This window comes from Streptomyces sp. NPDC046557 (assembly GCF_040645975.1).
Classification (GTDB): domain Bacteria; phylum Actinomycetota; class Actinomycetes; order Streptomycetales; family Streptomycetaceae; genus Streptomyces.
The window spans coordinates 753992-776823 of sequence record NZ_JBEYZH010000002.1 but is presented as its reverse complement, the minus strand read 5'-3'; the positions used below and the strand labels follow the sequence as shown (position 1 = coordinate 776823).

Sequence of the window (22832 nt, the reverse complement as noted above, 5' to 3'; positions counted from 1 at the left end):
CGTAGACGGCTACGCTCGCGATCCCGGCATCCCGGCAGGCACGGGCAACGCGGACAGCGATTTCGCCACGGTTGGCGATGAGCACCTTGCGCACGATGGCTTCCTCCTAGAAACAAGCTGAGTTTAGGGACAGCTGACACGGCCTTTCGACCCCTATCCGCAGGTGAGCTTCCCCACACGGAGCGTGATAGCGAGGCTTGCCCGAGCCCAGAAACCCTTGTGTCGCCCCAGGTCAGGGAGATCCCCGACTGCACAGTAACCCCGTGGCACGGCACAGGTCTCTGTTCGCCGGGTCAGCGGCCCCTGCTGAATCTTTGTGGAGTCCCTACGAACGGCCTATGCATTCTTTGCGTGAGAGCCGTCACGCCGACCCCTCCGTAACGAAGCTGCCCCACCCCTTGTCCGGGCGTTTACCGGTGAGTAGCCTCCAGGCGTCGAACACGCTTGTGGCTTCTGGGGGATGGAGGGCGTCGGTGCTGCGCAGACTCGTGGCCGGTCTGGCCGCGATCGTGCTCGTCGTGGAAGCGGCGGTGCTCGTGCTCGTGCACGTCGTGCTGGGCAAGACGACGCAGAGCCAGTCCATGTCCATCGCCGGCAGCGATCCGGAGCTGATGGCCAAGGCGACCTACGGCCTCGGCGCGGCGATGGGCGCCTTCCTGCTGTTCTGCGCCGTCCTGCTCGCCGTCATCGGCGTACGGGACCGCGCGCCCGGCCGCTTGGCCCGCGTCGTCCTGGTGGTCTGCGCCGTCACCCACGGGGTGCTCGGCGCGCTCGCCCTAGGGCTGGTGGGTTGGGGCGCTTTCGCCGTCCTGATGGTGATCCTGTGCCTGCTCGTGCTGACCCTGGTGCTCTACCCCGGGCCGCAGGAGGTCCGGGACGCGCCGCCGCCGGGCTTCAAGGAGTTCACGCCCACAAATCCGTGATCGACACGCCCAGTTCGCCCAGCAGGGAGCGCAGCAGGGGCAGGGAGATGCCGATCACGTTGCCGTGGTCACCGTCGATCCCGTCGACGAAGGGCGCCGACAGCCCGTCCAGGGTGAAGGCACCCGCCACGTGCAGCGGCTCGCCGCTGGCCACGTACGCGGCCACCTCCGCGTCCGTCGGCTCGCCGAAGCGGACCGTCGTGGACGCCGTGGCCGACACCTGACGGCCGCTCGCCGTGTCGATCACGCAGTGCCCGGTGCGCAGCACCCCGGCCCGGCCCCGCATGGCCTTCCAGCGGGCCGTGGCCTCCTCGGCGTCGGCCGGCTTGCCCAGTGCCTCACCGTCGAGCTCGAGTACGGAGTCACAGCCGATCACCAGCGCCCCCGCGGCCTCGTCCAAGGCCGCGACCACCCCGGCCTTCGCCTCGGCCAGCGCCAAAGCCAGTTCGGACGGGGTGTCGGCGCTCAGCGCGTCCTCGTCGAAACCGCTGACGATCACGTGCGGGGCGAGCCCGGCCTGACGCAGCAGGTTCAGCCGGGCGGGCGAAGCGGAGGCGAGGACGACGGAGCGGGGTGCGGCAGCAGTCATAGCGGCCATCGTAGGGGGCCGGCGGGCGGGCACACAGGCGGCTCAGAAGGGGGCGACGCCCAGGACGTACACCACGACGACCATGGCGACGGCGAGCACCACGATCAGCCGCCGCAGCATCGCTTGCGCGTCGCGCATGTCCTTCGGCGGCTCGTCCTTGGGGTCTGACCAGAGCATGCCCCGATCCTTGCCGCGCGGACGCCGGTGGCGCCTGAGTACGGGTACTCAGGCGCCACCGTCCGTTCACGCCATCTTCGCGACAACAGGGGCCGGCGGTCGGCCTACGCGGGCCAGTACGTACGGCCCCACGCGCGCGGACCCGGTCGCGGCAGCGTCCGCCGCGCCACCCGGGCGGGCGCCGCCCACTCGTCCGGGACCCGGGGCGCGCCCGACGGCATGGACGCCAACGCCGCCGCGCGCGCTCGGACCACCGCCAGTGCGGCGGCCAACTCCTCCGGGGTCGGGTTCCCCTTGACGACCTTGATCACCACAGGACAGACCTCCGGGGTCTAGAGGGGGATGTTGCCGTGCTTCTTCGGGGGCAGGGATTCCCGCTTGGTCCGCAGTTGACGCAGCCCCTTCACCACGTGTGCCCGGGTCTCCGACGGCATGGTCACGGCGTCGACGTACCCGCGCTCGGCGGCGGTGTAGGGGTTCAGCAGGGTGTCCTCGTACTCGGCGATCAGCCGGGCCCGCGTCTCCTCCCCCTCGCCGGCGGCCTCGGCCTCGGCGATCGTCCGGCGGTGCAGGATGTTCACCGCGCCCTGCGCGCCCATGACGGCGATCTGCGCGGTCGGCCACGCCAGGTTCAGGTCCGCGCCGAGGTGCTTGGAGCCCATGACGTCGTACGCGCCGCCGAAGGCCTTGCGGGTGATGACGGTGATCAGGGGAACGGTGGCCTCGGCATAGGCGTAGATCAGCTTCGCGCCGCGCCGGATGATTCCGTTGTACTCCTGGTCGGTACCCGGCAGGAAGCCCGGTACGTCGACGAACGTCAGCACCGGGACGTTGAAGGCGTCGCAGGTCCGCACGAAGCGGGCGGCCTTCTCGGAGGCGTTGATGTCCAGGCAGCCGGCGAACTGCATCGGCTGGTTCGCGACGATGCCCACCGGGTGCCCCTCGACGCGGCCGAAGCCGGTGAGGATGTTCGGCGCGAACAGCGACTGCGTCTCCAGGAACTCGCCGTCGTCGAGCACGTGCTCGATGACGGTGTGCATGTCGTACGGCTGGTTCGCGCTGTCCGGGATCAGAACGTCCAGCTCGCGGTCGAGGTCGGAGACCTCCGTCTCCGCCTCCTCGGGGAACGCGGGCGGCTCGGAGAGGTTGTTGGACGGCAGGTACGCCAGGAGGGACTTGACGTACTCGATGGCGTCCTTCTCGTCCCCGGCCATGTGGTGGGCGACACCCGAGGTGGAGTTGTGGGTGCGCGCGCCGCCGAGCTCCTCGAAACCGACGTCCTCGCCGGTGACCGTCTTGATGACGTCCGGGCCGGTGATGAACATGTGCGAGGTCTGGTCGACCATCACGGTGAAGTCGGTGATGGCGGGGGAGTACACGGCGCCGCCGGCGCACGGGCCCACGACCAGGCTGATCTGCGGGATCACCCCGGAGGCGTGCACGTTGCGGCGGAAGATCTCGCCGTACATGCCGAGGGCGCTGACGCCCTCCTGGATGCGGGCGCCGCCGGAGTCGTTGATGCCGACGACCGGGCAGCCGGTCTTCAGCGCGAAGTCCATCACCTTGATGATCTTCTGGCCGTAGACCTCGCCGAGGGCCCCGCCGAAGACGGTGAAGTCCTGCGAGAACACGGCCACCGGACGGCCGTCGACCGTGCCGTAGCCGGTCACGACGCCGTCGCCGTACGGGCGGGTCCGCTCCAGCCCGAAGCTGGTCGAGCGGTGCCGGGCGAACTCGTCGAACTCGACGAACGACCCCTCGTCCAGGAGCAGGCCGATCCGCTCACGCGCCGTCAGCTTCCCTTTGGCGTGCTGCTTCTCCACCGCCCGCGCGGACCCGGCGTGGGTGGCTTCGTCGATCCGGCGCTGCAGATCCGCGATCTTGCCCGCGGTGGTGTGCATGTCGATCGGCTCTGAGGGTTGTGACATCGGGGCGCGGCTCCCTGCGTGGTGTCAACGGCCTGGTCAAATGGTGGACTGCTGCTGGCTACTCGTGCGTAGCGTATCGGCGGGCATGGCGCTCGGCAGTGCGGCGTTTGACACACCTACTGTGGGTTGCATGACGCCATCAGATGCATCAGGAGCAACTCCCTCGGGAGCTTCCGCGGGCCGGTGGTCCAGCCTGGACCGGCCGCCCCTCAATGTCGCGGCGTTGCGGCGGCACCTCGTCGGGGAGGGGTTGTGGAGTTCGCTGGAGGTGGTCGCGTCCACCGGGTCCACCAACACCGATCTCGCCGCGCGGGCCGGCGAGCTGCCCGAGGGGGCGGTGCTCGTCGCCGAGGAGCAGAGCGCCGGCCGGGGCCGGTTGGACCGGAGCTGGGTCGCGCCCGCCCGGTCCGGGCTGTTCTTCTCAGTGCTGCTCAAGCCCGGGCCGGGCGTGCCCGAGGAGCGGTGGGGGTGGCTGACGCTGCTCGCCGGGGTGGCCACCGCGACCGGGTTGTCCCGGGCCGCGGGTGTGGAGACCGCCCTCAAGTGGCCCAACGACCTGCTGGTCACCGTGGACGGCGAGGAGCGCAAGACGGGCGGCATCCTCGCGGAGCGGGTGCCTGGGGGCCCCTCCCGGGCCGGAGGCTCTGGGGGAGGGGTCGTGGTCGGGATCGGGCTGAACGTCACGCTCACCGAGGACGAGCTGCCGGTGGACACCGCGGGCTCGCTCTCCCTGGCCAAGGCCACCGTCACCGACCGGGAGCCGCTGCTGAAGGCCGTGCTGCGCTCCCTGGAGCAGTGGTACGAGGCGTGGCGCGCGGCCGGCGGCGACCCGGCGGCCAGCGGCCTCCAGGAGACGTACGCGGCGGGCTGCGCGACGTTGGGCCGGCACGTCCGGGCGGAGCTGCCCGGAGGCCGCACGGTCACCGGGACGGCCGAAGCGGTCGACGCGGACGGGCGGCTCGTGATCCGGACCGCGGACGACGAGCGGCTGGCCGTGGGGGCCGGGGACGTGGTCCACCTGAGGTCCGTCCGCTAGCGGCCGGGCGGACCCGTCCGGCCGACGGAGTGGGGAGTGAGCTACGGCACACCTGCCGTATGGTTTTGCTGGCACCTCGCAGCGGTAGCCGGCGGAGATCCGGGCCCTTGCGGTGATCGACCGGTTCGGAAGTCGGAATTGCGTACGGAATGGACAGGAGGCGGCCCTTGACCGTCGACGACCCTACGTCCGGCGCGTCCGGCTCCGGCTCCGGCGCGGGTGGGGCCCAGTCCGGCTCGCACAGCACCCCGATCGGGCGGGACCAGCACACTCCACACCACGAGGTGGACCACACCGTCCAACCGACGGCCGACCCGCTCGCCATCCGCCTGGAGCAGCTGATCCTGGGCGCCGAGCGCCGGTACACCCCCTTCCAGGCGGCCCGTAGCGCCGGCGTCTCGATGGAACTCGCCTCCCGTTTCTGGCGGGCGATGGGCTTCGCGGACATCGGCCAGGCCAAGGCCCTGACGGAGGCGGACGTACTGGCGCTGCGCCGGCTCGCCGGTCTGGTCGAGGCGGGGCTGCTGAGTGAGCCGATGGCGGTGCAGGTCGCGCGGTCCACGGGGCAGACGACCGCCCGGCTGGCGGAGTGGCAGATCGACTCGTTCCTGGAGGGGCTCACTGAGCCGCCGGAGCCGGGCATGACCCGTACCGAGGTGACGTACCCGCTGGTCGAGCTGCTGCTGCCGGAGCTGGAGGAGTTCCTCGTCTACGTGTGGCGGCGCCAGCTGGCGGCGGCGACCGGGCGCGTGGTGCAGGTCGCCGACGACGAGGAGATGGTCGACCGGCGGCTCGCGGTGGGCTTCGCGGACCTGGTGGGCTTCACCCGGCTGACCCGGCGGCTGGAGGAGGAGGAGCTCGGCGAGCTGGTCGAGGCGTTCGAGACGACCTCGGCGGACCTGATCGCCGCACACGGCGGGCGGCTGATCAAGACGCTGGGCGACGAGGTGCTGTACGCGGCGGACGACGCGGCGACGGCGGCGGAGATCGCGCTGCGGCTGATCGAGACGATGGAGGCGGACCCGCAGATGCCGGAGCTGCGGGTCGGGATCGCGTTCGGGACAGTGACGACCCGGATGGGCGATGTCTTCGGGACCACGGTGAACCTGGCGAGCCGGCTGACCTCCATAGCGCCCAAGGACGCGGTGCTGGTGGACGGGGCGATGGCCGAGGAGCTCGGTCGGACGGGGGCCGCGCCGGTCTCCGAGAAGGAGTCGCAGTCGGAGGAGGGCGGCGGTGCGTACCGGTTCGCGCTCCAGCCGATGTGGCAGCGGCCGGTGCGCGGGCTCGGGGTAGTGGAGCCCTGGTCGCTGACGCGGCGGACCCCTAGGATCCCCGGGTAACGTTCGTTAACCGGGAGGGCTGTCCAGTGACGTCGAAGAGCGTGGTGCCGGAGGGCGGGGCGCAGGCCGTCGTGCCGGAGGCCGTGGAGTCGGAGTTCCTGGCCGTGCGGCGGCACGAGGACGGGGTCGTCGAGCTGGTCATGGACCGGCCCAAGGCGATGAACGCGGTGTCGACGGGGATGGCCCGGGCCCTGGGGGACGCGTGTGCGCGGCTGGCGGCGGACGCCTCGGTACGGGTGGTCGTGCTCTCCTCGGCGGTGGAGCGGGCGTTCTGCGTGGGCGCCGACCTCAAGGAGCGCAACGCGATGTCGGACGCCGAGCTGGTACGGCAGCGCCCGACGACGCGGGGTGCCTACGGGGGCGTGCTGGAGCTCCCGATGCCGACGATCGCGGCGGTGCACGGCTTCGCGCTCGGCGGCGGCTTCGAGCTGGCCCTGGCGTGCGACGTGATCGTGGCCGACGAGACGGCGGTGGTCGGCCTGCCGGAGGTGTCGGTCGGGGTGATCCCGGGCGGCGGCGGTACGCAGCTGCTGCCCCGGCGGGTCGGCGCGGCCCGCGCGGCGGAGCTGATCTTCACGGGCCGCCGGGTGGAGGCGCCGGAGGCGCTGGAACTGGGTCTGGTGGACTCGGTGGTCGCGGCGGGGTCGGACCGGGCGGAGGCGCTGGCGCTGGCGGCCCGGATGGCGGCGAACTCGCCGGTCGGGCTGCGCGCGGCGAAGCGGGCGCTGCGGCTGGGCCACGGGATGGACCTGGCGGCAGGGCTGGAGATCGAGGACGCGGCGTGGCGGACGGTGGCGTTCTCCGGGGACCGCGCCGAGGGCGTGGCGGCGTTCAACGAGAAGCGCAAGCCGCGGTGGCCGGGGGTGTAGGGGGTTCCTTCCGGATCTTGATCGGTGGCGAAAAGCGCGGCGATTGTCACCAAATCGGGGTAAAAGTCCCTAACCTGTTGTGATGGGAGTTGACGGGCGGCTTCGGGCCGTCGTGGGCCTCGCGCAGGCCATGGCGGCGGCGTGCGCGCCCCGGGACAGCGTGCGGGCGGCCGCGCGCGGGGCCCGGCTGGCGCTGGACGGGTCGTTCGCTGCCATCTCCGCCTGGGAGCGGGAGCGCGGCCGGCTGCGGGTCCTCGTGAACGAGGGCGAGCGGCGGGCGGGGGAGGAGCAGTTCCCCGAGGACGAGTCGTACCCCGTCCACGAATTCCCCGAGATCACCGAGTTCCTGCACGAGCGCTGGGTGGGCGGCGGCGGGCCGCACGCCTGGGTCGAGGGCGCGAGTGGCGGCCGTCCGGGCCGGCGCGGCGAGGCGCTGCGCCGGCGCGGGCGGGGCACCTGCGTGGTCGCGCCGATCGTGCTCAGCGGCCGGGCCTGGGGCGAGCTGTACGTCGCCCGGGACGAGGGGCTGCCCGACTTCGACGACGACGACGCGGAGTTCGCGACGGTCCTGGCGGCCGTCGTGGCCGCCGGACTGGCGCAGAACGAGCGCCTCGAAGAAGCCCGGCGCCTTGCTTTCACCGACCCGCTGACCGGCCTGGCCAACCGGCGGGCCGTCGACATGCGGCTCGACGAGGCCCTGGAGGAGCACCGGCGCAGCGGGGCCGTGGTGAGCCTGGTGGTGTGCGACCTGAACGGGCTCAAGCGGGTCAACGACACCCTCGGGCACGCGATGGGCGACCGGCTGCTGGAGCGGTTCGGGTCCGTGCTGAGCCTGTGCGGGGCCATACTGCCCGGCGCGCTGGTGGCCAGGCTCGGCGGCGACGAGTTCTGCCTGGTCTGTGTGGGCCCGTCGGCGGACGAGGTGGTGCGGGTGACCGAGGAGGTGTGCCTGCGCGCCGCCGAGCTGGAGCTGGGCGAGGGCGTGGCCTGCGGGGTCGCGTCCACCGGGGACCCGATCGGCGCCGTGAAGTCCTCCCGGCGGCTGTTCCGGCTGGCCGACGCGGCCCAGTACAAGGCGAAGGCCGCCCGCTCGCGGGGGCCCGTGGTGGCCGGGCGGGACAGCGCCGTGGTGCGGCTCGCGGACGCGGCGCAGGCCGGAAGGGGGGAGCGGCGCCGGTTCCGCGGCAGAGCGTAGCCGGCATGTCGGGGCAGTGCGTCGCAGGCTGTAACGACTGCTCCACCAAGTCGCTAGTGACATGAAGAGATTCAGTCCGTAGGCTGCTGAATATGGATATGCACACTGTCGTGGTGGGAACGTCCGGGACCACCGCCGAGGACGTCATCGCCGTCGCCCGCGGCAACGCGCGGGTCGAGCTGTCCGGCGAGGCGCTGGACGCCCTGGCCCGCGCCCGCGAGATCGTCGACGCGCTCGCCGCCAAGCCCGAGCCGGTCTACGGGGTGTCCACCGGGTTCGGCGCCCTCGCCTCCCGGCACATCAGCCCCGAGCTGCGCGCCCAGCTCCAGCGCAACATCGTCCGCTCGCACGCCGCGGGCATGGGACCGCGCGTCGAGCGCGAGGTCGTGCGCGCCCTGATGTTCCTGCGGCTCAAGACCGTGGCCTCCGGCTTCACCGGCGTCCGGCCCTCCGTCGCCCAGACGATGGCCGACGTGCTGAACGCCGGCATCACGCCGGTCGTGCACGAGTACGGCTCCCTCGGCTGCTCCGGAGACCTCGCCCCCCTCTCGCACTGCGCCCTCGCCCTGATGGGCGAAGGCGACGCGGAGGGGCCCGACGGGGTCGTGCGCCCCGCGGGCGAGCTGCTCGCCGAAGCCGGGATCGAGCCCGTCGAGCTGCGCGAGAAGGAGGGCCTGGCCCTCCTCAACGGCACCGACGGCATGCTCGGCATGCTGATCATGGCCCTCGCCGACCTCGGCAAGCTGTACACCTCCGCCGACATCACGGCCGCGCTGACCCTGGAGGCCCTGCTCGGCACCGAGAAGGTCCTCGCGCCCGAGTTGCACGCCATCCGCCCGCACCCCGGCCAGGGCGCCTCCGCCGCCAACATGGCCGCCGTCCTGGAGGGCTCCGGCCTCGTCCGCCACTTCCAGGAGGAGACCGCCCCGCGCGTCCAGGACGCCTACTCGGTGCGCTGCGCCCCGCAGGTCGCCGGCGCGGGCCGCGACACCATGGCGCACGCCGCCCTGGTGGCCTCGCGCGAGCTGGCCTCGGCCGTCGACAACCCCGTGGTGCTCCCGGACGGGCGGGTCGAGTCCAACGGCAACTTCCACGGCGCGCCCGTCGCGTACGTACTGGACTTCCTGGCCATCGCCGCCGCCGACCTGGGCTCCATCGCCGAGCGCCGCACCGACCGGCTGCTCGACAAGAACCGCTCGCACGGCCTGCCGCCGTTCCTGGCGGACGACGCCGGCGTGGACTCCGGTCTGATGATCGCCCAGTACACGCAGGCCGCGCTGGTCAGCGAAATGAAGCGGCTCGCGGTCCCCGCCTCCGCCGACTCGATCCCCTCCTCCGCCATGCAGGAGGACCACGTCTCCATGGGCTGGTCGGCCGCGCGCAAGCTCCGTACCGCGATCGACAACCTGACCCGGATCGTCGCGATCGAGCTGTACGCGGCCACCCGCGCCATCGAACTGCGCCACGGGCTCACCCCCTCGCCGGCGAGCCGGGCCGCCATCGCGGCGGTGCGGGAGGCGGGCGTGGAGGGTCCCGGGCCGGATCGTTTCCTCGCGCCCGACCTGGCCGCCGCCGACGCGTTCGTGCGCTCCGGCGGGCTCGTCGCCGCAGTGGAGACGGTCACCGGTCCGCTCGCCTGAGCGCGATCCCGATGTGGCCTCGGGCCTGATGTGACGTGAGAAGGGCCGCGCCCGGGACTCCCCGGGCGCGGCCCTTCTCGTATGCGGCCGGCGGCCTACTGCGCGCGGGAGCGCCGTACGGAGAAGGCGACGAAGCCCGCCCCCACGCCCAGGCAGAGCGCGCCGCCCATCAGGTAGGGGCTGGTGTCGACGCTGCCGGTGTCGGCGAGCGAGAGGGGCAGGGCGGCGGCGTCCCGGGGCGCCGAGGCGTCCACGACCGTGGCGGTCTCGGAGAGGGTGGCCCGGTTTTCCCGGGCGGGCCGGTTCTGCCTGTCGGGCAGGCCGCGCTGGTCGGACAGGCCGGAGCGGACAGGTGTCTGGTCCGGTGCGGTGGCGTTCGCCGAGGGCACGAACCAGAGGGCGGCGAGGAGGGTGGTCGCTCCGAGAGCGGTGAGCAGCGATCGACGTGCGGACACGGTGCGATCCCCCTTGTGGCAGCAGCGAATTGGCCGTGTGCGCCGATGCTAGTGAAAGGGGCGGGTCGTGGGAAAGTCGAGGCTCGCTCGGGGCTTACTCTCCGTCGTATGAACTCTTCTGACACCTCACGGTACGTACGACTTCGGGTGGATTTGGTCCTTGAAGTGACCGACACCACAGCGCTGACGGGGGCCGCCCTCGCCCACATCAAGGCCGACGAGTTCATGCCGGACGAGGAGCGCGGTCACGCCGAGGCGGCGGTCGGCGAAGACGAGTCGGAGGCGCTTGCCTACCTCGTCGACCCCACCGACCTGGTCGCGGACATCCCCGGCGTGGAACTGGCCCAGGCGTCGTGGAGCAGTGAGCCCGTCGAATACGACCCCGAGTCCATGGAGTGGGACCTGGACGAGGAAGATGGTGACTTCGACGAAGAGGTGACCGACAACGCCTGACCGTGGGCTTGCCCACATCCCAACGGAACGTGGAACCGAAACGGGTCATCCACGCGTTGTCACAACCGTGGGCAGGGGGCATGGCCTCCTGCCCGGTGGGTACTTTCCAGCGGCAGCTGGGGAGGAGCTCGGGGGTTCCGGCAACGATGGAGTGGCGTGTGAGGACGGACAGCAAGCGGCGGAAGAGGTCCCTGGTGGCCATATCCGCCGTCCTCGGTGGCGTACTGGTGCTTTCGGCGTGCAACGGCGGAGGTGACCAGCCCAAGGGCAGCGGGCAGGCGTCGGGCAAGTCGCAGGCCGATGTCGACGCGGCGGCGGCCAAGGACGCTTCGAAGGCGCGAATAGCCATCACGCCCAAGGACGGTGCCACCAACATCGGCCTCAACGACGCCACGAGCGTGACCGTCAGCGACGGCACCCTCACCAAGGTCGAGCTCAAGAGCTCCGACGGCGCGGACGTGCCGGGCAAGATAGCCGCCGACGGCAAGAGCTGGAAGCCGGAGGGCGCCCTCAAGCGCTCCACCAAGTACGCCCTGGCCGCAAGCGCCAAGGACGAGGCGGGTCACGAGGCGCACGAGAACGCCTCCTTCACCACCGTCTCCCCGGAGAACAGCTTCATCGGCTCGTTCGTGCCGGACGAGGGCCAGACCGTCGGCGTGGGCATGCCGGTCTCGATCACCTTCAACAAGCCGATCAAGGACCAGAAGGCCGTCCAGGCGGCCATCAACGTGACCTCCAGCGGCGGCCAGGAAGTCGTCGGCCACTGGTTCGACGCGCAGCGGCTGGACTTCCGCCCGGAGCAGTACTGGCAGGCGAACTCCACCGTCACGCTGAAGCTGGCGCTGGACGGCGTCCAGGGCGCCCCGGGCATCAAGGGCGTCCAGAACAAGACCGTCACCTTCAAGATCGGCCGGAGCCAGGTCTCCACCGTCGACGCGAAGACCAAGAAGATGACGGTCACCCGGGACGGCCAGGTCATCAAGACCATCCCGATCTCGGCGGGCTCCCCGGAGAACCCCACGTACAACGGCCAGATGGTGATCTCCGAGAAGTTCAAGGAGACCCGGATGGACGGCGCCACCGTCGGCTTCAAGAACGGCGAGGGCAAGGGCGAGTACGACATCAAGGACGTCCCGCACGCCATGCGGCTGTCCACCTCGGGCACCTTCATCCACGGCAACTACTGGGGATCGGACTCGATCTTCGGCAACGTGAACACCAGCCACGGCTGTGTCGGCCTGAACGACACCCAGGGTGCGAACGACCCGAACACGGCGGGTGCGTGGTTCTTCGACAACTCGCTCATCGGCGACGTGGTCACCGTCGTCAACTCCCCCGACAAGACCGTCAAGCCGGACAACGGCCTCAACGGGTGGAACATGAGCTGGGCGGAGTGGAAGGCCGGCTCGGCCTCCTGACGTCCGGACATCCGCGCCCTCTCGGGCGCACCGACCCGCGCGAACGGCGGGGAACCCCCACGGGTTCCCCGCCGTTCGGCGTTCTCATCGGACTCTTACCCGCGGCTTAGGGCGGACGCGTTGGCCGTCGCCCACCGGGCCATGGAGGACGCGCCGAGCGGGGACACCGACCTGCTGTTCCTGGACTGGACGGCGCAGCGCGTGCGCGCGGCGCAGCAACTGTTCCTCGACCGGGGCGGGGAGCCGACCACGGTCGCAGCGGTTACCCCGGCGGGGGAGGTCGCGGCGTACACCGTCCTCGTCCTCCCGGACCCTACGGACCCGGCGGGCCCGCGCGGCCTCCAGCACGACACGGTCGTCGTGCCGGCCCACCGCGGCCGTGGGCTCGGCCGCACCGTCAAGCGGGCGATGCTCGCCGACGCGCGGTCGCGCCACCCCGCGCTGCGCGAGATCGACACGACCGTCGCCGACGACAACGCCCCGATGCGGGCGGTCAACGAGGCCCTCGGCTACCGGCGCGAGCGGGCGGCGGCGGTGTTCCGGCTGGGGCTCTGACCCGCTCATGTTCTGACACACCCGTGCTCGGACGCGACGTCACTGGTCGGCGGGCTCGGCCGTCCCCACGGGGTGGGCCGTCCCCACGGGGTGGGCCGGGGCCGGCCCCGCCGCCGACCAGGACGACAGCATGCGCAGCGCATCGGCCGACGGGGAGTCCGGGGCGGCGTGGAAGGTGATCAGGGACTGCTCGGAGTCGTCCGGCAGCGCCAGCGTCTCGAACGCCAGGCTCAAGTCGCCCACCAGGGGATGCCGCAGCCGCTTCACCCCGTGCGTCTTGTCGTCCGCCAGGGTGTGCGCGGCCCACAGCCGTCGGAACTCCTCGCTCTTCACCGACAACTCGCCCACCAGCGCGGAGAGCTGCTCGTCCTCCGGGTGCCGGCCCGCGTACAGGCGCAGGTAGCTCACCACCTGGCAGGCCCGGCACTCCCACTCCGCGTACAGCTCGGCCGTCGCCGGGTCCAGGAACACCATCCGGACCAGGTTCCGCTCCTGCGCCGGCAGCGCGCCGAAGTCACCGAACACCGCCGTCGCCATCCGGTTCCACGCCAGGACGTCCTGCCGCCGGCCCACCAGGTACGCCGGTACGCCCTCCATCGCGTCCAGCAGCACGCGCAGCTCCGGGCGGACCTGCTCGGGGCGCCGCGAGGAACGGCGCCTGCGCGGGCGCGGGCTCGCCAGGTGCGTCAGGTGCGCCGACTCGGTGCCGTCCAGGCGCAGGGCCCGCGCGATGGCGTCCAGTACGTCCGCCGACACGTTCTGCCCGTGCCCCTGCTCCAGCCGCGTGTAGTACGCGACCGACACGCCGGCCAACTGCGCCAGCTCCTCCCGGCGCAGGCCGGGGACCCTGCGGTGGCGTCCGTAGTGGGGCAGGCCCACGTCCTCGGGGCGCAGGCGCGCCCGGCGGGAGCGGAGGAACTCGCCCAGTTCGGCGCGCTGATCAAGCTGGTCCATACCCCCAGTATCACCAGGCCGCCGACCGGCAACCTGACCCCGCCAGTGGTAGGACCGGCAGTCCTATGCACCGCAGGGGGCTGGGTGGCCGCCGCCGCACCGGGCATCGTGGGACGCACCGCACCACGGAACCCCCAGGAGAAGCAGCGCATGTCCGCCACTCAGCACACCCCGCTCACCCAGGTCGCCGCGTACGCCGCCCCCGCCCCCAAGGCTCCGCTGGAGCGCACCACCATCGCCCGCCGCGCGGTCGGCGAGCACGACGTACTCATCGACATCAAGTACTCCGGTATCTGCCACTCCGACATCCACCAGGTCACCGACGGCTGGGGCGAGGGCATCTACCCGATGGTCCCGGGCCACGAGATCGCCGGCGTCGTCACCGAGGTCGGCGCGGGCGTCACCAAGTTCGCGGTCGGCGACCACGTCGGTGTCGGCTGCTTCGTCGACTCCTGCCGCACCTGTGAGTACTGCCTGCGCGGCCAGGAGCAGTTCTGCACCCGGGGCATGACCGGCACGTACAACGCCCTCGGCAAGGACGGGCAGCCCACGTACGGCGGTTACTCCACGCACATCGTCGTCGACGAGAACTACACCGTCCGCATCCCCGACGGCCTCGCCCTCGACGTCGCCGCCCCGCTGCTGTGCGCGGGCATCACCCTTTACTCGCCGCTGCGGCACTGGCAGGCGGGCCCCGGCAAGAAGGTCGCGATCGTCGGCCTCGGCGGCCTCGGGCACATGGGTGTGAAGATCGCGCACGCGCTGGGCGCGGAGGTCACCGTCCTGTCCCAGTCGCTGCGCAAAAAGGAGGACGGGCTGCGGCTGGGCGCCGCCCACTACTACGCGACGAACGACGAGACCACCTTCGAGGAGCTCGCCGGCAGCTTCGACCTGATCGTCTCCACCGTCTCGGCGCCGCTCGCCCTCGACGCGTACCTCGGTCTGCTCAAGGTCGACGGCGCGCTCGTGAACGTCGGCGCCCCGGAGGAGCCGGTCTCGCTGAACCTGTTCTCGGTCATCGGCGGCCGCAAGACCGTCGCCGGCTCCATGATCGGCGGCATCGCCGAGACCCAGGAGATGCTCGACTTCTGCGCCGAGCACGGCCTGGGCGCGGAGATCGAACTCATCGGCGCCGACGGCATCAACGAGGCGTACGAGCGGGTCCAGGCGAGCGACGTCCGCTACCGCTTCGTCATCGACACCTCCACCATCTGACCCGCCCCGCCCGCCCCGCGCCCGCATCACCCGGGCGCGACCGCCGCCGACGGGCTCCCTCAGCCCTCGGCGGCGGCCACGCCGATGGGGCAGGAGACGCCCGTGCCGCCGATGCCGCAGTAGCCGCCGGGGTTCTTGTCCAGGTACTGCTGGTGGTGTGCTTCCGCGGGCCAGAAGGGGCGCCCATCGGCCGGCAGGACGGCCGTGGTGATCTCGCCGTGGCCCGAGGCGGTCAGGACGCGCTGGTAGGCGGCGCGGGAGGACTCGGCTTCCGCCTGCTGGGCGGGGGAGTGGGTGTAGATCGCCGAGCGGTACTGGGTGCCGACGTCGTTGCCCTGGCGGAAGCCCTGGGTGGGGTCGTGGGACTCCCAGAACAGCTTGAGGAGAGTGGCGTAGGAGACCTGCGACGGGTCGAAGACCACCCGGACGACCTCGGTGTGACCGGTCAGGCCCGAGCACACCTCCTCGTACGTCGGGTTCTCCGTGAAACCGCCCTGGTAGCCGGCCAGGGTCGTCCACACCCCCGGGGTCTGCCAGAACTTGCGCTCCGCGCCCCAGAAACAGCCCAGCCCGAAGTCGGCCACCGCGAGGTGCGCGGGGTAGGGACCGGCGAGCGGATTGCCGAGCACGGTGTGCACGGCCGGCACGTCGAAGAGGGGCTGGGGGCGGCCCTTGAGGGCCTCCTCGCGGGTGGGGAGCTCGGGCGTACGGCGGTACGAGAACATGGATTCCCTCCTAGTGGTCTCCGCTCAACGAACGGGGGCGGGCCCGGATTCCCGGCCCCGCCCCTGCCCCGCGTCAGCCCCGCCCCCGTCTCGCGTCAGCCTCGCCGCCGCCCCGCCGGGCGCGTCAGGCCGCCGCCTCCCGGACGCAGAAGTCCCGGGCCCGCAGATACCGGCCCCTGCTGTCGGAGACGTACGTCCACGGCGTCGCTCCGATGTACCCGTCGACGGCACGGAACTGCTCGACGGCCTCCGCGTAGCGGCCCTGCCAGTAGAGGTTCCACGCGAGCACGTGCCGCACCCGGGCCACCCGCCGGTCGGCGGGGTCGGCCGCGGCCACGTCCGCGAGCGCCGCGTCGGTCGCCGCGACGACGTCCGGCCGCTGGTAGAAGACCTCCGGGGCGAGGTCCTCCTCCGCCATCTCGTACTCGACGTACGCGTACAGCGGCAGCAGGGACAGCAGGTCGCCGGGGGCGCCGGACGCCGCGGAAGCCTTCGCGAACGCCTCCGCCACCTCGTGCGAGCCGCGCCACTTGCGGCACCAGTACTGCAGGGCGCCGGTGTGCGCCGACAGGACCTTCGGGTCCCGCTTGACGATCTCCGCCCAGAGTTCCCCGTACCGCTCGTGCGTATAACCGAGCGCCATCGCGACCGGCTGCTCCAGCATGTACGGCACCGGGTCCGCCGGGTCGGCCAGCCGCTGGGCCTCGGCCATCACCTCCTGCGAGGCGGCGATCAGCCGGTGGAAGACGCGGAACTGCTCCTGCGTCGTGTGCTTGGCGCCGAGGGATCCGCGCACCTTCCAGGCCACCGACACCGCCGCGTCCGCGTGCACCGCGGCCGCTCCCGCGTCCTCGGGCCGCTCCGCCCGCCAGGCCAGCAGCCAGGCGTCGTCCTCGGCCGCCGGCCCGGCCAGGACCCCCACGCGCCGGAAACGTTCGTCCCAGTCCTGCCCGGCCGCGTCCAGCCAGGCCGCGCCGGCCTGCCAGTCACCGGCCCGTACGGCGTCCAGCGCGGCCACCTCGCCCGGCGCCGGCGGGGCGCCGCGGTCGGTGTCCAACCGGTCGGCCGGGAGGAACCCGAGAGCGAGCGCCGCGTTCGGGTCAGCGGCGCGGCGCCGGTTGCCCGCGCCGCCGGCCGACCTGCGGGCGCGCAGCATCTTGTAGGCCCCGCTGATCAGCACGATCGCGAGAATGGCGAGACCGATCACGGGGCGGTCACCAGCTTCCGCAGGGGTGCGGTGTCGGGCAGGTCAGCGACGACCGCGTCCAGGGCGGCCTCCAGCCGCTCCTCGAAGTCGCCGGCCGGGTAGCGCAGGGTGGCCGAGTCGGTCCACGACAGTTGCCACCGGGCCTCGTCCCGCGCGGTCAACTCGAACGTGACGAGCTGATTCAGGGCGCGCCGCAGCACCGGCCGGGCGAACTCGCGGGCCGCACGGCCCGTCGCGGACGCCGCTTGCTCCGACTTGGGGAAGCGGTCGGCGATGCGCCAGCGCACCGCCGGGTCCGCGTCCACCGCGTCCAACAGCGACCCCAGGTCCGGCCCGCAGCCCTCGGCGGCCACGGCCTCGCGGATGCCCTGCGCGCCCCGGCCGATGTAGTGGGCCATGCTGTCGTGGACCAGGTCCTCCCAGTCGACCCGCTTCATCGCGAGGGCCTCGGGGGTGAGGACCGCGTGCTCCACGGCCGTCAGCGTGGTCTCGGCGTCGGTGAGCAGCTCCAGCGCCGGGCGGGCCGGCTGCGCGCCGCGGCCGTCGTCCGGCAGGGCCTCGATACGGGCCACCCGCTCGGCGAGCGCCGGGTGGGAGTCGTACGGGGACGTCGGCTCCTGCGGCAGCTCGCGGCGCAGAGCGTCCAACTCCTCGGCGCGGGCGTCGAGCAGGCGGCGCAGGCCGCCGAAGACCTGGCCGGGGGGCGGCAGGAGCCGGGCGCCGACGCCGAGGGTGGCGTACGAGTCCATGTAGAAGTCCTGCGCCGGGCCGATGGCGTTGAGCTCGCGCAGCGCCGAGGCGGTCGAGTCGCGGCCGGCGACGCGCACGGCGGCCAGGTCGGCGGCGAGCTCTTGGCGCCGGGCGCCGGAGAGGGTGGCGCGCTGGTAGAACTTCCCGTACCCGGTGTAGATCGCCGCCATCGCGCGGTACATGGCGCCGTCGCCGGTGGTGTCGATCTCCTTGGCCTTCTTGCCGGCCGCGATCCGCTTCTCGGCCTTCGCCTCCTGCCGGGCGCGCTCCTTGGCGACCTTGGCGTCGGCCCGGTCGTGGAAGTGGCCGATGGTGCGCAGCAACTGGGCGCGGCCACGTGCGATCAGCGGGGTGAGGCGGGTGTCGAGGTTGGCGTAGTGGCCCATCTCGTGGGCGAGCACGGCGCGCAACTGCATCTCGTCCAGACCCGTCATCAGGGGCAGGCCGATGTAGAGGCGGCGGGTGCCGGGCCGCAGCCCGAGGAGCTTGGCGTCCTCGCCGACGGCGGCGTTGACCTCCGCGATCAGCACGATCTCGTCCGGGGCGCGGGTGCCGACCTGTTCGGCGGTCTCCCGCACCGCCCGCCACAGGACCGGTTCCTGTTGTTCGGTGACGCGGACGCCGGGGATGGGCTCACCCTTGGGCGTGCGGAGCATGAACATGCCGCGCACGATCGGGACGGCCAGGACCAGGGACAGCAGCAGGAGCTTGCCGGCTGCCAGTCCGTGCAGGCCGGAGGCGATGACGCCGATGTCGATGCCGGCGAGGACGGCGAGCAGGACGACGCCCAGCAGATAGAAGCCTGCGAGCAGGACGAGGGCGCGTAGAGCGCGCAGTGAAGCGCCCATATGGACAGATTCCCCCACGGGACGAGAGCGGCGCGGACCCGGTCGACGGCGCGCGGCTGTGATGCGTGTACGTGTGCGTGTGTGCCGCGCGCCGGACCGGCGCGGGGTCGCCCCCATCGGTTCGCGGGGGGATCACGACGGGCATCATGGGGCCTGGACGTCACTCAGCGCAACCGTTTACGGCACTGCGGAACATCCGGCCCCGGGCCCGTCCGGTGCCTTCCGGGCGATCGGGGGCGGATCGGTGCGATCGGTGGGGGTGGTCGGGGCGCTGGTGGTGGTAGGGCGGGTGGGGTCAGTGGGGGAGGGTGGCCGGGGAGCCGCCGTTGGCCTCGTAGCCCGCGACCGCCAGGGCCCGGTGGATCGCGTACGCCGCAGCCGGGTCCTGGGCCGTCGACCAGGGCAGGGCGCCCACGTAGCCGTCGACGTGCCGTACCTGTTCCATCGCCTCGGCCCAGCGCTCCATCCCCACGAGGAACCACAGCAGCAGGTGGCGCACGTGCGCGAGCATCGGGTCGTCCGGGCGGGCCGAGGCCACTGCGTACAGCGCCCCCTCCACTGCCCGCGTGACCACCGCGCTGCGCCAGAACGACGACACGAGGATCACCTCGGGCAGGTGCTCGTACACCGCGAACAGCGGCAACGCCGCCAGCAGCGAGCCCTGCGGGGCGCGGGCCGCCGCCGCGTGCGCGAACGCGTCGGCCTTCTCCCGCGAGCCGTGCCACTTCTCGCACCAGTAGTTCAGCGCGGCCAGGTGCGCGCCCATGTGGGTCGGGGCCACGTCGATGACCTTCGCCCACAGCGCGTCGTACTCCGCCTCGGAGTACCGCAGCCCCCGCCCGACCGCCAGCTCCGTGATGTACGGGACCGGGTCCCCCGGAGCGAGCAGCGCCGCCCGGCCGCACGCCTCCCGGGCCTCCTCCAGGATGATCCGGTGGTCGGTGGAGCCCACCCCGCCCGATTGCCGCCACGCCTGCTGCACCAGCAGCTCCGCGTGCACCTGCGCGCCGCCGGCCTCCTTCGGCGCCTCCAGCCGCCACGCCTTGAGCCACTGCGCGCCCTGCCCCGGACGCTCCGCGAGCTCCAGCGCCGCCGCGCCGCCGAACGCCTGGACGCGCTGCCAACGCAGCTCCCCGGCGGCGGGAGTGCCGGCCAGCAGCTGCGAGGCGGCCTGCCAGCCGGCGGTCCGGCGCACGTTCTCCAAGGCGTCCATCAGGTCCGGGTCGGGACCGGGCACCCGAACGTCGAGGTCCTCCTGCCGGTCGAATCCGTAGTTCGCGGGGTCGGCCGCGTCGGGGCTGCCGGGCGCGACCAGCCGGACACCGCCCCGCCTGCGCCGGATGTACGGACCCAGGGCGGCGACGACCAGCCCGACCGCGATCAGGAACCACAGAATCTCCATGGCCCCAGCGAACCAGACGCACCCGCGCGAACGCGAATGCCCTCCGCCTCGGCGGGACACGGCGGCCCGGCCGGGCCGCCGGGCCGGGGAGGACCCGTGGCGCGTGTGGGGCATAGCATCGGCCCATGAGCGACGACAGCCACGAGCACCAGAGCTTCGAGACCCGCGCGATCCACGCGGGCAACACCGCGGACCCGCTGACCGGCGCGGTCGTGCCCCCGATCTACCAGGTGTCCACGTACAAGCAGGACGGCGTCGGCGGCTTGCGCGGCGGCTACGAGTACAGCCGCAGCGCCAACCCGACCCGGTCCGCCCTGGAGGAGAACCTCGCGGCACTGGAGGGCGGCTCGCGCGGCCTCGCCTTCGCGTCCGGGCTCGCCGCCGAGGACTGCCTGCTGCGTACGCTGCTGGCCCCCGGCGACCACGTGGTCATCCCCAACGACGCCTACGGCGGCACCTTCCGCCTCTTCGCGAAGGTCGTCTCCCGCTGGGGCGTCGAGTGGTCGGTGGCCGACACCTCCGACGCCGAGTCCGTCCGCGCGGCGATCACCCCGAAGACCAAGGTCATCTGGGTCGAGACCCCCTCGAACCCGCTGCTCGGCATCACCGACATCGCCATGGTGGCCGACATCGCGCGCACCGCCGGGGCCAAGCTGGTCGTCGACAACACCTTCGCCTCGCCCTACCTCCAGCAGCCGCTGGCCCTGGGCGCCGACGTGGTCGTGCACTCGCTGACGAAGTACATGGGCGGTCACTCCGACGTCGTCGGCGGCGCCCTCGTCACCGCCGACGCGGCGCTGGGCGAGGAACTGGCCTACCACCAGAACGCGATGGGCGCCGTCGCCGGCCCCTTCGACTCCTGGATCGTGCTGCGCGGCATCAAGACCCTCGCCGTCCGCATGGACCGGCACGCCGAGAACGCCGCCAAGATCGTCGAGGTGCTCAAGCGGCACCCGAAGGTCACCAAGGTCCTCTACCCCGGCCTGCCCGAGCACCCCGGCCACGAGATCGCCGCCAAGCAGATGCGCAACTTCGGCGGCATGATCTCCTTCCAGGTCGAGGGTGGCGAGGAGGCGGCGGTCGCCGTCTGCGACCGCGCGAAGCTGTTCACCCTGGGCGAGTCCCTCGGCGGCGTCGAGTCCCTCATCGAGCACCCGGGCCGGATGACGCACGCCTCGGTCGCCGGATCGGCGCTGGAGGTCCCCGCGGACCTCATCCGCCTCTCCGTCGGCATCGAGAACGCCGACGACCTCATCGCGGACCTGACCCAGGCGCTGGGCTAGGACCGAGGCCCCCGCTGTCCGGGCTGTCCGGGTCGCGCCGGGCGGTGGCTACCAGCCCTCCAAGGGCGGGGAGACACCGCTCGGCGGCGTCACCCACGGGCGGGTCAGGACCGCCCACACGGTGAAGGCCGCGGCCGCCGCGAGGAGTACCGCCCAGCCGAACCGCCGCAGCGCCCGGTAGCGGCGCAGCAGCCGGGTTCCGCGGGCCGCGGCAGCCGCCGCCAGCCCGGTCGGCACCGGTGGGTGCGGGCCCTCCAGCAACCGCCTGACCTGCACCTCCTTGGGGTCCGGGAAGCCGCTCACGCCGCGTGCCCGTCGTCGGCAGGCGCGGCGCGCAGCTTCGCGAGGGCACCGGCGCGCAGCGCCTCCACCCGCTCGGGCGGCAGCCCCAGCTGCGCGGCCGTGACCTCCTCCGCGACGCCCTCGTAGACCCGCAGCACCAGCACCAGCCGCTCCTGCGGGCCCAGCCGCGCGAGGACACCGCTGCCACCGGGGTGCCGCCGGGCGGTGCGGGCGTACGCCGAGCAGAGCCGGCGGCGCGTGAACTCGTACGGATCGTCCACGCGGAGTCTGCGCCAGTGCGCGTACGTCCGGGCCAGCGCGCCCGCGAGGAGCCGGCGGGCGGCGGGCGGGTCGGACTCCGGCTCGGCCGTCAGCAGGACCGCGACGTGCAGCAGCCGGCCCGCCGCGCCCGCGACGAACGCCTCGAACTCCGCGAAGGGTCCCGCCCGGTGGTCCACAGCCGCCATGGCCCACATAGTGCGGCCGGGGGGACCACCCGGGTCAAGGGGTGGGACGGGGCCGGATGCGCGCGCTCCCGGCCCGCCGGACTCAGGTCGCCGGGCCGGCGTCCTGGACGGAGGCCATCAGCTCCGACAGCGACACGTTGAACCGGGTCAGCAGCGAGGTGAATGCCTCGCGCTCCTCCTCGGTCCAGTCCCGCGTCACCAGGGCCATCAGCTCGCGCCGTGAGGAACGTACCTCCTCCAGCCGCGCCAGCCCGCGCGGGGACAGCGCCAGCACCACGGCCCGGCCGTCCTCGGGGTGGGAGGTGCGTTTGACCAGGCCGCCGTCGACGAGCGGGGCGACCTGCCGGGTGACGGTGGAGGAATCGATGCCCATGCCGCCCGCGAGCGCCTTGACGCCCATGGGCCCTTCCAGGTCCAGCCGGTTCAGCAGCAGGTAGGCGGCGCGGTCCATCGAGTTGCGGGCCTGGCCCACCCCACCGAGACGGGTCTGCTCCGCGCGGCGGGCGAAGACCGCCACCTGGTGCTGGAGCGCGTCGAGGAGACCGGCTTCGGCGGGCGTTTCGGCCGCCGTGGGCAGGTCGGAACTGGCCGGGATGGAGGGCATGGCCGTGGGCTCTCTTCGCGTGGGTCCGACAAGGATGGGGGACAGAGTACGCGGCCACACGACGGCTCGTACGCCCCGTACGAGATCTGATACGACCCCTGTTTTTTTGGGCTCGGTTCGCCCCCCGGCCTTCGGCCGGGATGTGCCCCCAGGGGCGCTTGCACCTGACTCTGAGGGGCCACGTGCTCATACCGCTCGTTCCTCGCGGTCTCCCGCGCGAGGCCCCTCGTCCGCGGGGCCGCCCCTTCGCCTCACTCGCCCACGCCGGCTCCCGGCCGGGACGCGGGCGCGGGGCGGGCGGGGGCCGGTTCCGGGCTGGCCCCAGGGTTTCGGCTGGGCCGAGGAAGGAGGCGGTGGGGACTTCGGCCCGGGCGCAGGGCGGCCCCAACCCCCAGGCGAGTCGGGCCCCCGGCCCGGGGCCGGTTCCATGGTGGGAGGAGGGCAGGGGCCGACGTCGTCCTTGCGCGCGGGACCGATTCCGGGGCCCCGGGGCTGCGGCCCGGGTCGGCCCGAC

Annotated in this window: 25 protein-coding genes; 11 read left to right on the top strand and 14 right to left on the bottom strand. The window is 72.7% G+C overall.

Features of this window, described 5'->3' with window-relative positions; translation table 11 throughout:
• Positions 1 to 94 (bottom strand): biotin carboxylase N-terminal domain-containing protein (locus ABZ934_RS08790; RefSeq protein ID WP_280842533.1); only part of this gene is annotated, 94 nt, incomplete at its 3' end.
• Between the two features lie 379 nt (positions 95 to 473).
• On the opposite strand from ABZ934_RS08790, the gene ABZ934_RS08785 reads away from it, so the two are divergent.
• Positions 474 to 923 carry a hypothetical protein gene (locus ABZ934_RS08785; protein ID WP_361310208.1) on the top strand — a complete coding sequence of 150 codons (450 nt, stop codon included), beginning with the start codon at positions 474 to 476 and terminating at the stop codon, positions 921 to 923.
• Here ABZ934_RS08785 and ABZ934_RS08780 read toward each other — a convergent pair.
• The 4 genes from ABZ934_RS08780 to ABZ934_RS08765 form a co-directional block, all read right to left on the bottom strand.
• A complete protein-coding gene (locus ABZ934_RS08780; RefSeq protein WP_361310205.1) occupies positions 904 to 1512 on the bottom strand; it encodes a nucleoside triphosphate pyrophosphatase in 609 nt (202 codons plus the stop codon). The two genes, ABZ934_RS08785 and ABZ934_RS08780, sit on opposite strands and share 20 nt — an antisense overlap.
• A 42-nt stretch (positions 1513 to 1554) precedes the next feature.
• Complete coding sequence (locus tag ABZ934_RS08775) at positions 1555 to 1689, bottom strand: hypothetical protein (protein WP_361310202.1); 135 nt, start codon at positions 1687 to 1689, stop codon at positions 1555 to 1557.
• Between the two features lie 104 nt (positions 1690 to 1793).
• Positions 1794 to 2000, bottom strand: coding sequence for an acyl-CoA carboxylase epsilon subunit (locus ABZ934_RS08770; protein ID WP_361310345.1), 207 nt, complete (start codon positions 1998 to 2000; stop codon positions 1794 to 1796).
• 21 nt (positions 2001 to 2021) lie between these two features.
• Entirely contained in the window at positions 2022 to 3617 is a 1596-nt protein-coding gene (locus ABZ934_RS08765; protein ID WP_361310200.1) for an acyl-CoA carboxylase subunit beta, read from the bottom strand.
• A gap of 130 nt (positions 3618 to 3747) precedes the next feature.
• Here ABZ934_RS08765 and ABZ934_RS08760 point away from each other — a divergent pair, with 130 nt between their 5' ends.
• The 5 genes from ABZ934_RS08760 to hutH all read left to right on the top strand — a co-directional run bounded on the left by ABZ934_RS08760 (position 3748) and on the right by hutH (position 9700).
• Positions 3748 to 4653 (top strand): biotin--[acetyl-CoA-carboxylase] ligase, encoded by a 906-nt coding sequence (locus tag ABZ934_RS08760; protein WP_361310198.1) that lies wholly within the window; start codon positions 3748 to 3750, stop codon positions 4651 to 4653.
• 167 nt (positions 4654 to 4820) lie between these two features.
• Positions 4821 to 5996 carry an adenylate/guanylate cyclase domain-containing protein gene (locus tag ABZ934_RS08755; RefSeq protein ID WP_361310195.1) on the top strand — a complete coding sequence of 392 codons (1176 nt, stop codon included), beginning with the start codon at positions 4821 to 4823 and terminating at the stop codon, positions 5994 to 5996.
• 71 nt (positions 5997 to 6067) lie between these two features.
• Positions 6068 to 6865 carry an enoyl-CoA hydratase-related protein gene (locus ABZ934_RS08750; protein WP_361310343.1) on the top strand — a complete coding sequence of 266 codons (798 nt, stop codon included), beginning with the start codon at positions 6068 to 6070 and terminating at the stop codon, positions 6863 to 6865.
• 82 nt (positions 6866 to 6947) lie between these two features.
• A complete protein-coding gene (locus tag ABZ934_RS08745) occupies positions 6948 to 8060 on the top strand; it encodes a GGDEF domain-containing protein (RefSeq protein ID WP_361310193.1) in 1113 nt (370 codons plus the stop codon).
• Between the two features lie 98 nt (positions 8061 to 8158).
• The gene (hutH, locus tag ABZ934_RS08740) at positions 8159 to 9700 is read left to right on the top strand and encodes a histidine ammonia-lyase (protein WP_361310340.1); all 1542 of its coding nucleotides are present in this window, start codon (positions 8159 to 8161) and stop codon (positions 9698 to 9700) included.
• Positions 9701 to 9795: 95 nt separating this feature from the next.
• Here hutH and ABZ934_RS08735 read toward each other — a convergent pair whose 3' ends face one another.
• On the bottom strand, positions 9796 to 10155 hold the full coding sequence (locus ABZ934_RS08735) for a hypothetical protein (RefSeq protein WP_361310191.1): 360 nt from the start codon (positions 10153 to 10155) through the stop codon (positions 9796 to 9798).
• A gap of 165 nt (positions 10156 to 10320) precedes the next feature.
• On the opposite strand from ABZ934_RS08735, the gene ABZ934_RS08730 reads away from it, so the two are divergent.
• The 3 genes from ABZ934_RS08730 to ABZ934_RS08720 all read left to right on the top strand — a co-directional run bounded on the left by ABZ934_RS08730 (position 10321) and on the right by ABZ934_RS08720 (position 12581).
• Positions 10321 to 10608 (top strand): hypothetical protein, encoded by a 288-nt coding sequence (locus ABZ934_RS08730; RefSeq protein WP_361310189.1) that lies wholly within the window; start codon positions 10321 to 10323, stop codon positions 10606 to 10608.
• A gap of 146 nt (positions 10609 to 10754) precedes the next feature.
• A complete protein-coding gene (locus ABZ934_RS08725) occupies positions 10755 to 12026 on the top strand; it encodes an Ig-like domain-containing protein (protein WP_361310186.1) in 1272 nt (423 codons plus the stop codon).
• A gap of 120 nt (positions 12027 to 12146) precedes the next feature.
• Positions 12147 to 12581: a GNAT family protein gene (locus ABZ934_RS08720; RefSeq protein ID WP_361310184.1), complete on the top strand. Its 435-nt coding sequence runs from the start codon at positions 12147 to 12149 to the stop codon at positions 12579 to 12581.
• 39 nt (positions 12582 to 12620) lie between these two features.
• On the opposite strand, the gene ABZ934_RS08715 is transcribed toward ABZ934_RS08720, so the two are convergent.
• On the bottom strand, positions 12621 to 13535 hold the full coding sequence (locus ABZ934_RS08715; RefSeq protein WP_361310182.1) for a helix-turn-helix transcriptional regulator: 915 nt from the start codon (positions 13533 to 13535) through the stop codon (positions 12621 to 12623).
• Between the two features lie 150 nt (positions 13536 to 13685).
• Between ABZ934_RS08715 and ABZ934_RS08710 the strand changes: the two genes are divergently transcribed.
• Positions 13686 to 14750, top strand: a complete 1065-nt coding sequence (locus tag ABZ934_RS08710; RefSeq protein WP_361310180.1) for an NAD(P)-dependent alcohol dehydrogenase — start codon at positions 13686 to 13688, stop codon at positions 14748 to 14750.
• A 59-nt stretch (positions 14751 to 14809) separates the two neighbouring features.
• On the opposite strand, the gene msrA is transcribed toward ABZ934_RS08710, so the two are convergent.
• The 4 genes from msrA to ABZ934_RS08690 form a co-directional block, all read right to left on the bottom strand.
• The gene (gene msrA, locus ABZ934_RS08705; protein WP_361310178.1) at positions 14810 to 15475 is read right to left on the bottom strand and encodes a peptide-methionine (S)-S-oxide reductase MsrA; all 666 of its coding nucleotides are present in this window, start codon (positions 15473 to 15475) and stop codon (positions 14810 to 14812) included.
• A 124-nt stretch (positions 15476 to 15599) separates the two neighbouring features.
• Positions 15600 to 16682, bottom strand: a complete 1083-nt coding sequence (locus tag ABZ934_RS08700; RefSeq protein WP_361310176.1) for a hypothetical protein — start codon at positions 16680 to 16682, stop codon at positions 15600 to 15602.
• Entirely contained in the window at positions 16679 to 18280 is a 1602-nt protein-coding gene (locus ABZ934_RS08695) for a M48 family metallopeptidase (RefSeq protein WP_361310173.1), read from the bottom strand. Before ABZ934_RS08695 ends, ABZ934_RS08700 begins: the two co-directional genes overlap by 4 nt.
• Positions 18281 to 18575: 295 nt before the next feature.
• Positions 18576 to 19682, bottom strand: a complete 1107-nt coding sequence (locus tag ABZ934_RS08690; protein WP_361310170.1) for a hypothetical protein — start codon at positions 19680 to 19682, stop codon at positions 18576 to 18578.
• 125 nt (positions 19683 to 19807) lie between these two features.
• Between ABZ934_RS08690 and ABZ934_RS08685 the strand changes: the two genes are divergently transcribed.
• Entirely contained in the window at positions 19808 to 20965 is a 1158-nt protein-coding gene (locus tag ABZ934_RS08685; RefSeq protein WP_361310167.1) for a cystathionine gamma-synthase, read from the top strand.
• A 48-nt stretch (positions 20966 to 21013) separates the two neighbouring features.
• Here the strand turns inward: ABZ934_RS08685 and ABZ934_RS08680 are convergent, their stop codons facing one another.
• From ABZ934_RS08680 to ABZ934_RS08670, 3 genes are all read right to left on the bottom strand, one after another.
• Positions 21014 to 21268, bottom strand: coding sequence for a hypothetical protein (locus ABZ934_RS08680; protein WP_361310164.1), 255 nt, complete (start codon positions 21266 to 21268; stop codon positions 21014 to 21016).
• Positions 21265 to 21714 carry a sigma factor-like helix-turn-helix DNA-binding protein gene (locus tag ABZ934_RS08675; RefSeq protein ID WP_361310161.1) on the bottom strand — a complete coding sequence of 150 codons (450 nt, stop codon included), beginning with the start codon at positions 21712 to 21714 and terminating at the stop codon, positions 21265 to 21267. Before ABZ934_RS08675 ends, ABZ934_RS08680 begins: the two co-directional genes overlap by 4 nt.
• Positions 21715 to 21796: 82 nt before the next feature.
• Positions 21797 to 22318 (bottom strand): MarR family transcriptional regulator, encoded by a 522-nt coding sequence (locus ABZ934_RS08670; RefSeq protein WP_361310158.1) that lies wholly within the window; start codon positions 22316 to 22318, stop codon positions 21797 to 21799.
• Positions 22319 to 22832: the final 514 nt, after the last annotated feature.